At 32.8% G+C, this 14,950-nt stretch carries 13 protein-coding genes and 2 tRNA genes; 2 read left to right on the forward strand and 13 right to left on the reverse strand.

Going from position 1 to position 14,950, the window contains the following annotated elements; all coding sequences use genetic code 11:
* Window positions 1–40 precede the first annotated feature (40 nt).
* The 13 genes from GXM16_RS09990 to GXM16_RS10050 form a co-directional block, all read right to left on the reverse strand.
* Window positions 41–841, reverse strand: coding sequence for a TatD family hydrolase (locus tag GXM16_RS09990; protein WP_163394233.1), 801 nt, complete (start codon window positions 839–841; stop codon window positions 41–43).
* A gap of 268 nt (window positions 842–1,109) precedes the next feature.
* Window positions 1,110–2,009, reverse strand: coding sequence for a phosphatase domain-containing protein (locus tag GXM16_RS09995; protein WP_163394234.1), 900 nt, complete (start codon window positions 2,007–2,009; stop codon window positions 1,110–1,112).
* A gap of 10 nt (window positions 2,010–2,019) precedes the next feature.
* Window positions 2,020–3,204, reverse strand: coding sequence for a DNA ligase-like domain-containing protein (locus GXM16_RS10000; protein ID WP_163394235.1), 1,185 nt, complete (start codon window positions 3,202–3,204; stop codon window positions 2,020–2,022).
* A gap of 4 nt (window positions 3,205–3,208) precedes the next feature.
* Window positions 3,209–4,486 carry a class I SAM-dependent methyltransferase gene (locus GXM16_RS10005; protein WP_163394236.1) on the reverse strand — a complete coding sequence of 426 codons (1,278 nt, stop codon included), beginning with the start codon at window positions 4,484–4,486 and terminating at the stop codon, window positions 3,209–3,211.
* 76 nt (window positions 4,487–4,562) lie between these two features.
* On the reverse strand, window positions 4,563–5,573 hold the full coding sequence (locus tag GXM16_RS10010) for an RNA ligase (protein WP_163394237.1): 1,011 nt from the start codon (window positions 5,571–5,573) through the stop codon (window positions 4,563–4,565).
* Between the two features lie 56 nt (window positions 5,574–5,629).
* Entirely contained in the window at window positions 5,630–6,358 is a 729-nt protein-coding gene (locus GXM16_RS10015; protein ID WP_163394238.1) for a hypothetical protein, read from the reverse strand.
* A gap of 3 nt (window positions 6,359–6,361) precedes the next feature.
* Window positions 6,362–7,132: a hypothetical protein gene (locus GXM16_RS10020; protein ID WP_163394239.1), complete on the reverse strand. Its 771-nt coding sequence runs from the start codon at window positions 7,130–7,132 to the stop codon at window positions 6,362–6,364.
* A 17-nt stretch (window positions 7,133–7,149) separates the two neighbouring features.
* Window positions 7,150–8,166 (reverse strand): hypothetical protein, encoded by a 1,017-nt coding sequence (locus GXM16_RS10025; RefSeq protein WP_163394240.1) that lies wholly within the window; start codon window positions 8,164–8,166, stop codon window positions 7,150–7,152.
* A 94-nt stretch (window positions 8,167–8,260) separates the two neighbouring features.
* Window positions 8,261–10,501 carry a TerD family protein gene (locus tag GXM16_RS10030; RefSeq protein WP_163394241.1) on the reverse strand — a complete coding sequence of 747 codons (2,241 nt, stop codon included), beginning with the start codon at window positions 10,499–10,501 and terminating at the stop codon, window positions 8,261–8,263.
* Window positions 10,502–10,754: 253 nt separating this feature from the next.
* Window positions 10,755–10,879, reverse strand: a tRNA-OTHER gene (locus GXM16_RS10035).
* Between the two features lie 182 nt (window positions 10,880–11,061).
* A tRNA-OTHER gene (locus GXM16_RS10040) sits at window positions 11,062–11,176 on the reverse strand.
* A 180-nt stretch (window positions 11,177–11,356) separates the two neighbouring features.
* Window positions 11,357–11,740 (reverse strand): hypothetical protein, encoded by a 384-nt coding sequence (locus GXM16_RS10045; RefSeq protein WP_163394242.1) that lies wholly within the window; start codon window positions 11,738–11,740, stop codon window positions 11,357–11,359.
* Window positions 11,741–11,914: 174 nt separating this feature from the next.
* Window positions 11,915–12,967 (reverse strand): hypothetical protein, encoded by a 1,053-nt coding sequence (locus tag GXM16_RS10050; protein WP_163394243.1) that lies wholly within the window; start codon window positions 12,965–12,967, stop codon window positions 11,915–11,917.
* A gap of 149 nt (window positions 12,968–13,116) precedes the next feature.
* On the opposite strand from GXM16_RS10050, the gene GXM16_RS10055 reads away from it, so the two are divergent.
* Window positions 13,117–13,731 (forward strand): HD domain-containing protein, encoded by a 615-nt coding sequence (locus tag GXM16_RS10055; RefSeq protein ID WP_163394244.1) that lies wholly within the window; start codon window positions 13,117–13,119, stop codon window positions 13,729–13,731.
* 104 nt (window positions 13,732–13,835) lie between these two features.
* Entirely contained in the window at window positions 13,836–14,864 is a 1,029-nt protein-coding gene (locus GXM16_RS10060; RefSeq protein WP_163394245.1) for a helix-turn-helix transcriptional regulator, read from the forward strand.
* Window positions 14,865–14,950 lie beyond the last annotated feature (86 nt).

The following is a 14,950-nucleotide window of genomic DNA, read 5'->3' on the forward strand; positions in this document are numbered from 1 at the left end:
AGCTGTTTTTTCTTTAAATCTATACAAAACTTTTAGAATTTTAAATTCCGAAAAAATCCTTAGATTTCTTAGTCGTTTCTTCTGCAACCTTATCCAAAGCAATTCCTTTAAACTGTGCAATAGTTCCCGCAACGTAAGGCAGAAAAGCGGGTTCGCATCTTCGCTCGTGATATTTCTTTAAAAGGCTGTTCGGAACATTTTTCGGAAGCATAAACGGCGCATCGGTTTCGATCATCATTTTGTCGAGCGGTACGTACTGAATGACTTCTTTTAAATGTGCGAAACGTTTGCTGTCTGAAATCGCTCCTGTAAAACCTAAATAAAATCCGTTATCGAGATAGGTTTTAGCTTCCTGCAAAGTTCCTGTAAAACAATGCACAACGGCTTTTGGCAATTGTGGCAAATACTCTTTTGTAATATTCATAAATGAACTAAAAGCGGCTCTTTCGTGCAAAAATAACGGTTTCTGAATTTCAATCGCCAGTTCTAACTGGGCTTTGTAACATTCTTCTTGTTTGTTTCGAGGCGAAAAATCGCGGTCAAAATCGAGTCCGCACTCGCCTACTGAAACTACCTGTTTCTGCTCTAACAATTTGCGAAGTTTAGAAATACTCTGATTGTCAAAACTCTTCGCATCATGCGGATGAATTCCGGCTGTTGCGTATAAAACGCCTGGATATTGTTTCGCAATTTTAGCCGATTCTTCGCTGTTTCTAACACTTGTTCCGGTTAGAATCATTTGGGTAACGTCGGCATCTACCGCGTCTTGTACAACATCGTCTATGTCGTTTTGGAATTGTTTGTTGGTTAGGTTGATACCTATATCTATGTATGTTTTCATTTGTTTTGTTTTTTTGCCACTAAGGGCTAAGACACAAAGTTTTTATTCTTTGGTCTGTTATTATTAATCTAGTAATCCCGATTGCTATCGGAAGCAGAGTTTTTTTTTATTCAATGCTATTAATTTCACGCAGATTTAAAAAGATTTAAGCAGATGAACGCAGATTATTAATTAATCAAAATCTGCCTTAATCTGTAAAATCTGCATGAAAAATCTTTACATAAACGCACTGCTGTGCGTCTCTTCAATAAAAACCTGAATCAAACTTCTAAAAATCCCCGTAATAAACCTGAAAACACGGTAATTTCAGATCATTTCTCCACGTATCGACCACCTGGTTTCTATCATCTAAAACAAATTCTACAAAGTATTTATCTTTTATGGACTCGTTGTAGATTTCGGTTTTAATGATCGAATCTTTTCGGCTGTCTTTTGTTTTACGCATGATTAAATCATCGTATTCAATTTCGTGCGTTTGAAGGAATTTCAATGTCGGTTCTTTGTATCGGTCTTCTCTTCCTGACACCAACAGTATTTTGTACCCCAATTTCTTGTAGTTTTTCAATACGTTTGCTACCGGATTATTAATTCCGTCTTCATCACATTTGCTGGCATCAAACGGATTTCTTCCATTCATTAAAGCCAAAGTTCCATCAAGATCGCAGATAATTGCTTTTGGTAAATCTGGATTTTGATCGCAGTATTCCAGGTTTTTTTCGACTTTTTTAATCGGTTTAAAATCAAATTTTTCTTTGGTTTTCTGTAATTGATGGTACATGTTTTCGATTACTTTTTTAGGTACTTTTCGGTCTCTTTTTTCATTTCTGATAAAAAGTTTTTCAAGCGGTAAATCAAATACTTTGAACTCGATATTGGCCATTTCAGAAAAATCCGCGATTGGCTGTTTGATATAATCCGGTTTTACATTACAAGTATCCAAAAGTACATTCCAGCCATTTGAAAGCAAGGTTTTGATCTGAACATTGATGATCTTAGAAATCATACTTTCTACTGAATTATCCATCACTTCCTGAAATTGCGAAAATCTGATTTCATCACGACTAATTCGCATGGTTTTGGCTTCAGTTCTCACTTTCCATTCGGCAAACGTACTTTTTCCTGATGCCGGGCAGCCGACTAATATCGTTAATGTTGGTATCTTTTTCATTTCGCAATTTTTATAATCGTGGATCTAATGTTTTTTCAATCTCTTCGTTATTGATTCTTTTTAAAAGCAATAAACGCATCAAATAGTTTTCTTCTTCTAAATCTTTGTACGGAATCTGAAGCATTTTTTGGTTGATTTCCCAGCCGTTTATAGATTGCTCCAGCTTCTTTTTTATGTTTCTCTTGTCTAAATAATGGTCAAAATCCTGATGAAAATTAACGCCATAAATCATCGTCAGATAATTATTGTTTCTGACTTTAAAACAAGGCGGTACATTTTTAATGTAATTCTGAGCCGGTTTAATCATAATGCCTTCTTCGTTGGCTTCTGTCAGCTTTTCGAAAAAAGAATAAATTTCTTTTACCTTTTCTTCTTTATCTGCATCCGTAATCACTAAATGCAAAAATGCATCGTCATTTACCAATCCGCAAGTTAAATTACTATTCGGAATCGATTCTTCTCCAGAAACTCCAACTACTTTTAAAATCGTAAAAGGTTTAAAATGTATTTCGCCTTCGTTGCCAAAATTATCAATCTGATTTTTAAATACTTCTAATGATTTCTGCTGTTTGTCCAAATCCGGAATTTTAACCGAATTCAAAGCTTCATACTGACGCACAATATGCGTTTTATGTTTGCTGGTAAATTCTTTTCTGCTCAACTTATTTTTGTCTGAAATGTATTCGCTAAACAAAGTATCATTTTTTACGCTCTCTAATTTTTCAAGCAATCCAGAAGTTTTCAAATAATCGTTATGTGTCTGCAAAGCATCATAATAACCTGTAAACTCTTTCTCAATTAATCCTGCTCCCAAAACTTTCCAGGGCAGTAACTCTGACGCAATTAAAATCGTATCGAAATTCGGAAACGTTAAAAGCATTTTTGCATGCAATTCCTTTAAGCTGTTTATTGCTTTTTCTACATCAATATGATCCATTTTGAAACCATTTCTGGAAACAAAATAGGTTTCTTCAAGATTTCTTTTAAGGTAAATTGTGCAATACGAACCCATATATTTTTTCTGAACCACGAATTCGGTAACTCCTTTTGCTCTATAATAATTTACAGCTTCTTCGATACTTTCTATTTCGTTTTTGGCTTTGCTTTTTGGAGCCGGAGAAATGGTTGGCGAAAAATCATTGATCTTACTTTTACAAAACCATTCTATTCTGTTTCTAACTTTATGATCTAACATTTTTTTACTTTTTTTGAATGATTACTGCACTTGTCGGATAAATGCCTTTTACACAATCGCCTACTCCGTGAAATGTTTTTTGATTTGGAAAAATTTCATCGATCAAATTTCTGAATTCACTATTTGATAATTCAAAATCGTGATCATCATGTCTGAACTCTTCTGTCAATTCATAATTTACATTAAAATCTTTGTCTGGCGTTGTTACAAATAATGTTGTAAAATTTGTATTGTCACGAATCCAGATTAGTAGCGCTTTCGCCTCTTCTAACGAATTGTGTTCTATAACTTCACTTAAAATGATCTGTCCTACAAAATCCTTAAGTTCTTCTACATTTTCAACCCAAAATAAATTCTCTGCTCTTTGGGCTTCCTGAATTTTGTCTGCAATAGGTTTGAAATCAACTTCATCATATGCATAATATTCTTTCTCGAATCCTTTTTTATTCAATAACTTAAAGTATTGCAATTCGCCACATCCAAAGTCTAAAACAGGTTCATCAAAATTGATTTTACTGCAGATAAATTCCTTTCTGGATTGATGGGTATCGGTAAAAACAAACTGAACCTGATTATCAAAATACGCTTCTAATTGTGGTCTAAATTTCTCAAACTGAACCGGCGAACGCATAATTCTCTTGATAAAAAGGTAAAACACAAAATACGGAATCCCGGTAAGATTGGTAAACATCGTAATATGCTTCTGGATAAAATAATCGTCTATAAACGTGTAAACCGCATATTTGTTGGTAAAATGGGTAAACAACGACACAAGCGAAAATTTCTGAACCGCTTCTCTTACCGTTGCTCCTTCTATTTTTAATTCAAAATTATTTCCGATTTTCTGTTCTAACGAAATTCCATCAATGTATTTTGACAAAAGATATCTGCCGTTTTTATACCAATTCGTATCAATAAAAAAAGTGGGAACTTCTATCGTACATTTCTCAGTATCAACTTCATTATAACTTTTTTCCAGCCAGGAAATTACCGTTTCGTTTAATACTTCATTTTCTTTGTACAAATGGTTAAAAAACTCCGTCATGATGTTTAAAGCCAATAACGGACTGCAGTAACTTTGAAAATCGATTTGGTTTCCTTCTTCTGGCAGGTAACTTTTTTTACCGTCCAGAAAAACGCAGTGGTATTCATTTTCTTTGATTACGTTTCCAATTACTATTCCGTCTTTTAATTCTTTCAAATAAAGACCTTTATCCGTATTTGGATTTTTGTAAAGAATATCTAAAAAGTATTTATTGTCTGATTTAAGTTTTATAATCATGGCTTTTGTTTTGCTTTCACAAATATAGTTTTGCAACTGCGCAATTATTTTGCGCAGTTTAAATTAAAATTTATTCTTATTCCCTGTTAAACGGTTTTTCAAACGCCGGCCGAATGATTTTCCAGATTATCTCTGAATAATCCCGTTCGTCAAGCATTGCAAATAAAATACCTGGATGTTTACAGGTTAAAAAATACAAAGCTGTTTCTTTTCTGGATTCTAAAACCTTGAAATCTAATTTACATTGATTTTCAATTGTTCTATAATTATTTTCTAAATTGCTTTTGGTTTGTTTTACCCAAGCGAAAAATTCATCAGGAACACGCTCCAGAATTTCATCAAATGACTGATTGTCTTTCAGATATTCCCAAATGTTAAGATTGGAAACTTGTGTAATAATCCGATGCAAACGAAAGTATTCGTCAAACTTAATTTTTACCCGAAAGTTATCGGCATATTTAATAATGAAACCTTCTTTGTTGGCAATATTCAACTCTTTTAAAAGCGAAATATCATTTATTCCGTCGTATTTTTCAACCAAAGGAAAACCAATGTTTTCTAGCGGAAATTCTTCTCCGGTCTGGGTATCAATAATGGCCAGTAAAACCAATTCTTCATTAGCGCCGTAATCCAAAACGATTCGGTTTTCCGGATAAATAATTTCGAATAAATATGTTTTTGACTGATCCAAAAACGACCACGAATCTTTGTATTTTCCGTGAAGCATTTCATTCGCTTTATCCGATTGTTCGCTTGAAAATGAACCCCGGCTTGCCATAAAAGGCACATCGTTTATGAAATACAAAATTCCAAGCGAACCGTCCATTTTGTCGTACACTTCAAAAGTTGTTTTTGGCAGAACTTGATTTTCTATTTCTCCCAAATTAAAAAACTTAGTGAATGGTCTTGCGACAACATTTCCGTTTTGATCCAAAATAAGACCGCGACAGTTCAACGTAACTTCATTCCAAATTCTCTCAAATTGAGCATTTTGGGTATAGTTATAAATATACAAATCATGTTCAGGGTGTTTGTTTACTCTGACATAGTTTTTTGAAATCATTTCGTTTAAAAGTGTTGTATTCATGAGTTCTAATCTTTAAAGCAAAGATTCAAAAGTAAGTGCGCAGTTATTTTGCGCAGTTATGAAATATTTTCATCTTCATAGCGATATTCATTTAAAATTTTCATTGAAGGAATTCTCATTTTGAGCAACTCTGAAAATTCTGAAAGCCTTTTCTGCAGATTATCCAAATCAGGATTTTCTTGTCTAAAAAGATATTTCTCTAAATCAGGAAAGCGCTCTGCAATTTGGTTCTTTGTATAAACTTCATTTCCTGCATAAAGTAAAATCGATTGTCCTAACTGAAAAGCAATTGACTTCAAAATATCGTGATTTTCTACATCTTTTCCGAAAGAATGTATTTCGTTTAAACTAATCATTTCTAATGCCTTAATCTTTTCTTTTAAATCGTTTTTCAAAGCATTTTTGATAATGGGACGATATTCTGTTTTACTCAAAAAAGACAGAATCATTCGGGCACTTCTTAAAAATTTCAAATCAATATCACGAGTCAAAAGTTTTCTGATTTGGTTTTCATATTGCTGATTATGGTTTTGGTACGTATAAAACAAAGCATTATTCAATTCATCAGTTGTTCCTTTATAAACTTCAATTAAATGACCATTTTTGCAGACTGCGAGATTAGCATTGATCACTCTTTCAGGAAAATTTGATTGTATAGAAGCTGTTAATTCTTTTGATAATGAAAGTTTCTCTAAAATCGTTTCAGGCATTTTTTCGATGAAGAAAACCAAATCGAGATCAAGCGAATTTTCAGAACCGAAGATTTGATAGATTGGTGTTTTCATAAACTAAAATTTTTCGTTCAGCATATCGATTTTTTCGTCTTTACAAATCAAAAATCCGTTTTCAGATTGGTACGCACCGAAATTATTAAGAAGGTTTAACCATCGGTTTATATATTGCTGTAAAACGATTTTGTTACTTTCCGTAATTTCTTTTCTATAAATAAATGGTTCTAAATCAGGAAAATTATTTACCAAACTTTTCTTGGTATAAATCTCAATATCATTTTCAACCAAAGCAATGTTTTGCCCGACATAAAAAGCAATGATTTTCCAGATATCAGAATCTGTCGTATTTTTTTGATTGAATACTGAAATCGAAACAAAATCTATTTTACTGAGAACTTCTAATTTCAAATTAAAATCGTGAATTCCTTTTAAAATTGGACGAATCTGAGTTCTGTTTTCTGTTCTTGTCAACATTGTCAAAACGGTGCGAACTGCTTTATAAATTGCCAGAGTTTTGTTTCTAGCATGCTTTTCTGTTACCAATAATTCATGTTTTTGTTCATGACGAAAATAAGTTTCCAGCAATGCATTATTGAGCGAATCAATCCATGATTTGGTATAAATAGTATCGATGATCTTTCCGTTTTCAATTACAGCAAAAGTTGCGTTCCAATTCAAATCATATTCTTTCAAAAGTGCCAATATTTTATTTTTTCTGTCTTCCTGCTTCTCAGGCATTTCTTCTTTTGAAATAACAATGATTACGTCTTTGTCTGTAGAATCATCAGAACCATAGAAGTAATAGGGATATGGAAAATTAGTTTTCATTTTTGGTTATTCATTCTTTAAAAATTGCTATCTAAATTATTTAGCCGTTCTTCAACAAGACTATCAAATTCTTCTTTAGAATTTATTTTAACACTTCCTACCACTTCATTTATGAATAAAAATATCCTTTTATCTTTAAAATTTCTTTCTCTTAGAATATGTATTTTTTTATTTCCCCACAACTTCTCTTCCTCTTTATCTGATTGAAGTGCCTCAAGTATTAAATTAAAAACCTCAGTTGAAATATGTCCTTCAAATTCTTTTAAATAAGTATTTAATACTGTATAATATTTCAATGATTTTTCAGTTTTATCAGTCAATAATCCTATCTTTTGATTTTCAAAAATCCAATCTCTTTCTTCATTAGAAAGTATAAACTGATAATCTAAAAATAAGTCAAGCCATTCCTCATCACTATTATCATCTAATCGTGTTATGAAAATGATTTCTGCTGGAATGTTTGATAACTGATATGCTAAAAGTTTATGATGTCCATCTAAAATAAAAACTACATCCTCATAACCCGTCGTAATAATTTTAGGTCTTATACCTTTATTTATTAAATCTTTATAAAAAATCACTCTCTCATGAGATATATTCTGAAGAGGCATGGTAAACATAATATTGCAAGGATCACGATTAAATGGCCCGAGACTAAATCTGCTATTATATCCATATCTATAAATCTTTGAATCTTTGACATTAAAATAATTCTTATGTATATCAAAATTCATCAAATTTAGACTTTGAGTTAATACTTCATATCGAGCTGAAGAAAAAATATTTAAAAAGGAATAAATTTCAGTTTCAACTTCTTTATCAGTCCCAAAAATCAAAACCTCTTTGAAATTGTATAATTCATCAATTTTTTTATGATCTGCATCTAGCCAAAAAAATTTATACGAATCTTGTTCGCTATCAAGTTCATATTTATCATATGCTACTGGCTTTTCAATTTTAAGACAGCCCACAAAATCATCACAGATAACATCAATTATGTTTTGACCGTTAGTGATATTAATTATTTCATTCATAGTATATTTTTTTGAAATATTACTGTATATCTAATCTTGCTGTTTGAATCATTTGCAAAAGAACCACGGACATATAAATATCCGTGGTTTAAAATTAATCTATTAATAATTGTGTCACCGCAGCAGCGTTCATTGCCCATTGCGCGTTGTATACCTCATCAGCATTTTCGTCATCAGTAATTGTCAGGTTTTGAGCTTCCGCTTTAAGCTGTAACAATTTACCGATATTCAATTTACTGTTTAGTTTTGCCAATAAAGCCTGAACTCCTTTGAAATCCAAACCTTGTACAACCTGACCTCCGAAAGTCATCTCTAACCAAACAACTTCTCGTTTTGCTACATCCAACACTCCAAAAACCAAACCTTTGGCAACATTCTGCGTCACACGAACCTGATGATCTACACACGACGGATCGTACGCAACACCCGTTCTTTCCGAAATTTTCATCGGATATTTACTGTTCATCCAGCCAACAACCAAATTTGGAGTTATACTTCCGTTGCTGTACGCATTACAGGTAAAAGTCACAAATTTTGCATCAGCTTTCGCCAATTCGTCGATGTTGATGTTGATGTATTCAGCAGTTCCAATTTTATTCGGAATACTTCTGATATCACCACTATGCTGACATCCCGTTGTAGTCAATCGGCTGAAAGAACAAATATCTGAACGTGTTTCGTATGCGATATGACAGCTTAAATCCATATCCAGATGCTGTGCTGGCAAATCTTTACCCCATTGCATAAACAATCGTACTTCGTTACCTTCAATTGGAAAACGCGTTCCCATTAAAGCAACCGGAAGATCCTGAACCGTATCGCTTCTATCACCAATCGAAACTGGCATATTGTACAATTGTGGATCGATATAGATCGTTTTGTTTGGGTTTGAAACCGACGCAAATCGTTTTTTCATTGCCAAAATACACAAATCTTCTACTTTAGATTTCATATCATTCAACATAAAATCTTCGTACAAATGCAATAATGCATTTGGCGCAACACGTTTGTTACTTCCTCCCAAAGGTTTTACAGTTCGTTGTATGTTTTTATCAAAATAATTCTGTGCATACATATTCAAAGTAAAAATCAATCTCGCTGGAACTTTATCGATAATTTCAGAAAAATGTGCTACAGTTTCTTCTGCACCAAACCAAAGCATATTCGAGAATAAGGAACGTGCAAACAAACCCGGACGCTGTTTTAACAACACGAATGTTTTATCGGCATCAAATTTCAATCTTGACGAATTCACTTTGCTTTGCCAAACATCATACACCTGGTTGTAGAATACATCCATTAAAAAATTCAATTTCTCAAATCCTTTTCTTTTGCTGTACTCTGCCAAACGCAAGGCACGAATAAAACGAACCCACATTCCTCTTTTCGGATGCATGATTTCACACATTGTTTCCACATCCATTTCCATATTATTCAACCAGGATGCGACCATTAAACATTCTTTTCGGGAATATTTAAGTTTTAAATCTTTTTGAGATGCAATTCTTGCCTGAGCACTTGTGTCTAATGAATAATGAAAATGCTGATTGTTTTTAGACGCTCTTTTGATAATCGTTTTTGGTTCGATAATCTGCAATAAACCTGTGTTTTTAAACCACAAATATCTTAAGATATCTGTAGGCGATTTAAAATATTGAGACGCATTTTCGGCCTGGTCATTTTCAATCAAAACATCAATTACAAGCATTAAAGTCTCCTTCATTGCAACATCTGTTTTTGGTAACGGCAAGTATTTTAAAGCTATTTTTAAACTATCAACCTGAGTTGCGTCTAAAGCTGTTTTTGATTGTAATAATGAAATATAGAAGTCTTGCAGCTCTTTTTCAGTCCACAATTCTAAAACTTTTAATTTACTTCCTTGTCCGATATTTTCCAATTTACCGAATTCAAACGGAGTTCCGCAAAACGGACAGCCGTTATATCTTTCTAATGGGAAAGTATTATATGGGATACTATGACCACATTGCAAAGTTGTTCCTCCAGTCATTCGAAAAGTATTTCCGAAAAATGTCAAGATATGATCTAAAATAGATTCACCTGTTGGCACATTCCATTCTTTTACCAATGGAGTCCAGTTTTTATCGGTACCTAAAACTTCTCTTAGAACCTCTAAAACTTCCATTTTATATTTTGGATTTACATTGTTTAGCGCCTGCAATAATGATTCAGAAAATGTAAATCCGAGTTTAGAAACATTGGCCAGTAAAACTGATGTTGTTCCTGATAATGTTTTGATATCATTTGCGATATATTCACCTGGAATAAATAAAGCATTTTGACGTAAACTGATTTTTAATAATTCTTTTGTTTTCATTTTTTTTAGTTTTTAAAAATTTAGATAATGGTGTTTCTGATTTCTACCTAAAAGAGTTTTGAAGTAAGAAACACTTGACCTGAAATTTGAGTGTAATGAATTAGCTGTTTCAAATTACCATTTTGGTTGGTTTTCCCCAAGAAGTAAGCTAATTTTGACCCTCATTATTTTTATTAACGATGATTTTAAAACTTGCCGGACTCGAACCGGAAAAACCAATTTCCAGAAGTAAGTTTTAATTGAACATTAATAGTAAAGCAGATGGGATTCGAACCCATAACCCCAGGATCCCCGATTGAAGTAAGTTTTGATTGACCTTCAATAAGATAATTTCGAAACTAATATGACCTGTGCTCTATCCATTTGAGCTACTGCTTCAGATTTTAATAAAGAGATAATCGCATAAGTGTGTACGTGGAAAGTGTTTTCGAAGTAACCTAAACTTGACCTTCTTTATTTTATTTTTTTATTTCTATGAACGTATTGTTTTTATTTCCTGAACAAAGATTTCAAAAATACTGCGCAGTTATTTTGCGTAGTAAAAATTTTTATTCAAATTGTGGAGCAGACGGGATTCGAACCCGCGACCTGGACGTTAAAAGCGTGAGAAGTAAATTCTGATTGACCTTGAAGGCAATTTCAAAATTACCTGCTCTGCCACTGAGCTACTGCCCCAATTTATATATGAGTTTAAAAGGTAATGGTGTAAGTGTGTACATTGGAAAGTGTTTTCGAAGTAACTCAGACTTGACCTGTTTAAAACTCAATTTTTATTTTTATGAACGTATTGTTTTATTTCCTGAACAAAGATTTCAAAACTAATACGCAGTTATTTTGCGTAATGAGAATTTGTCTTTATAAATCCCATTTTTTAAAATTATTATCAGTATCTTTTTCTTTAATAATTACCTTATTGTTGTCAAATTCAATATATTCATCTGTCCAACAATCCGAAAATTCTGTTGCCACTTCATGTCCATTCAAACACAACTTATTTAATCCATCCAATCCCGAACTTCCACAACATCCTTGAAACCTGGATTTATCAGAGTGATCTTTTAAATAATAGTTGGCAATTGGGACAATAACGGATTTTGTATTTTCATTTTCCTTTAAAAGAATAGAAAACTGATTGTCTAACATAAATTCTAAACCATTTGTCCAAAATATATTTGTTTCAGTTAGCTCGTGAGTCAACTCCTTTTCACATTCTTTACAATAAATCTTAATCGTTCTCATAGTTGTTCCATTTTGACAGGACAAAGATTTTAAAACCATTACGCAATTATTTTGCGTAGTAAGAATTATTTGTTTTTAAAATAATTTCTAAAACAAAAAAGCGTCCTGAAATCAGGACGCTTTGCACAACAAATTAACTAATAGCAATTAAATCAAGTCTTTTATATTTTGATATTATTTTACCAGAACCGCGTTTATTTTGTTATTGGGAAATTTGTATTTAGCAACAAAATTTAAATTGGTTACGTCTGATTCCCAAATTTTGCCTTCATCATGCATTCCTCTGTCATCTAATCCGGTTCCGGCCATATAAATTTTATTGTTTTTAATATCGATACTTTTAGGATTAGCTCCATTAATTTCCGTGACAAGAGTTCCGTTTTTCCATACTTTACCCACAAAGTCATATCGGTCTGTATCGATATCACAACCTACAACATATACATCCGTGTTGTGGACAAATAAAGCTTTAGCTTGCGAAAAATCATTTTCATCAGATAATGTAGCAGGACTATTATTCTTCCAAAGAATGGCTCGGGATTTAAATGAATTTCTTAAGTATCCAACTACATAAATATTATCAGCATCCACATAAATATCTGTGGCTGTGCTCTCCAAATCATTTTGTTCTGAATTTAAAACAGTTTCAACGCCATTTTTCCATACAATTGCTATTTTTTTATCATCGATTACCTTGTAGCCCGTTGCGTATACATCATTATTATACACATAAACAGCATTGGCTTCTGAAGTTTGATCACTTAGGCGAAGGACTTGACCATTTTTCCAGATAGTTGCAATTGAAGAATTTAAAGGTCCGACAGATTCATTTCCGGCTATATAAACATTTCCCTCGCTGACAATCAAATCTGTTACTTCTACATGATGGTTTCCATCAGTTACACTTTCACTGGTGTTATTTTTCCATAGTTTTAATATCGTATTGCCATTACTCAAAGATTCGGTCCCTGCAACATACCTATCATTGTTGTAGAAAGCAACAGCATTAGCAGCAGATACAATTGCTGTGTTTGATAAAATAGTTGGGATACCATCTATCCAGACTGAAGCAAGCTGTGTAAATTGATTGTCTTTGTTTTTTCCGTATGTACTGCCCACCGCATAGTATTTCCCTTCACTCATCTGATTGTCATCAGCAGTGACCTCTGAATTAGTACAGGAGATGGCAGATTGTGTAAGTATTAAAAACAGTATTATTTTTTTCATGGCTTCTGTAGGTTAATTAACCAACAATAATACAAATTTTTCCTACTCTTAAAATCATCATATTTAATGATTTAAAGTTCCATGTGATTATCTTCTGCGCAATTGCTTTACGCAGTAAAAAAAGAATCTTATTTTTGAGAAAAAACACTATGAATCTTAAACAAAAATATTCTGAATTGCTTTTGGATATTGGTTTTTATGAAAATGCGATTCAACAAAACTGGTTTGATTTGGAAAAAGCATATTCTAAAAAATCCAGACATTACCATAATCTGATACATTTAAAAGAAATGATTGAGAGTTTTGAAAGGTATAGAGACCGACTTCAAAACCCAAAAGAAATACTGTTTTCGATTTTTTATCATGATTTTGTGTATTCGGCATCAAAGAAAGATAATGAACTTAAAAGTGCTCAATATGCTTTAAAGATTTTGCCTGAAAATACGACGCTTAATAAACAATTGGTCTTTGATGCCATCTGTGATACAAAGCTTCACGCACATAATATAAATGAAGACATCAACTGGTTAATAGATTTTGATTTGAAAATCCTTGCTAAAGACTGGGAGGATTACAAAACATACTTTGAACAGATCAGAAAAGAATATCGCATTTACCCTGATTTTATTTATAAACCCGGGCGTTCCAAGGCCCTGAAACATTTTCTGGAAAATAAATTCATTTTTCAAACCGAAGAATTCAGAAGTCTCTATGACGAAAAAGCCAGAGCCAATATTGAAAAGGAGATTATATTATTAACGTAAATGCGTGAGGGATTGCAGTGGAAATCCTTTTGTTTTTTTCTTTAAAAAACAAAAGATTGTAACGAAAAGCCCGGCCCGGAGGGACACGCCCAAATCATCATCATATGTCACAAAACAAAAATGCCTTAATACGGTACAAAACCATTGATAAATGCCTGCAGAATAAATACAGGCAATGGACCTTAGAAGATTTAATTGAATGCTGCTCGCAGGCACTGGAAGAATATGAGGGCAGACAAATTCCGATCAGTAAACGAACCATTCAGATGGATATTCAGATGATGCGAAGCGAAAAGCTGGGTTACAACGCACCTATAGTTGTTTATGACAAAAAGTATTATAAATATGAAGATGAGGATTTTTCGATCACCGATATTCCGCTCACAGAAACGGACATGAATGTGTTGACCGAAACAGTTTCGATGCTGAAACAGTTTAAGGATTTCTCTCTCTTCAATGATGTATCGGATATTCTGCAGCGTCTGGAGGATAAAATCTATGCTGAAAAATCACACACCAAACCTGTAATTTATCTGGATAAAAATGAAAACTTAAAAGGACTTCATTATTTAGACGAAATTTATCAGGCAATTATCAAAAAGATGGTTCTGATTATTACGTATAAATCTTTTAAATCGAGAGAAGAAACCAAATTTCATTTTCATCCTTTTATTCTGAAGGAATTTAATAACCGATGGTTTTTAATTGGAAAGAAAAAAGCCTCTCAGCCTGTTACCAATCTGGCTCTGGACAGAATCATTTCGATTGACTATGATTTTAGTCTTACGTACTTAGAAGAAGATTTTGATGCTGAATCGTATTACAAAAACGTGATTGGTGTGACTGTTAATTCAGGTTTGCAGCCCAGACGCATTGAGCTTTGGATTGATGCTGATAATGCTCCATATGTCCTTACAAAGCCTTTACATCCTACTCAAAGACTGATTCAGGAAAATGAAGATAAAAGTATTATTATTCATTTGTTTATTATTCCAAATTACGAAATGGAACGTTTATTATTGGGTTTTGGCTGCGGCATAAAAATTTTGCGTCCGGAAGGCTTTCGAAAACGGATGAAGGAAATACTTCAAAAAGCGCTGGCTAAATATGACGAATCAGATTTAACTGTATGAAGCAGGATTTTATTTACATAAAAAAATGATTTCTTCATTTTATCATAATACCATTTTTTGCAATAATAAATTCTTTATTACATAAA

Source organism: Flavobacterium limi, assembly GCF_010645075.1.
GTDB lineage: Bacteria > Bacteroidota > Bacteroidia > Flavobacteriales > Flavobacteriaceae > Flavobacterium > Flavobacterium limi.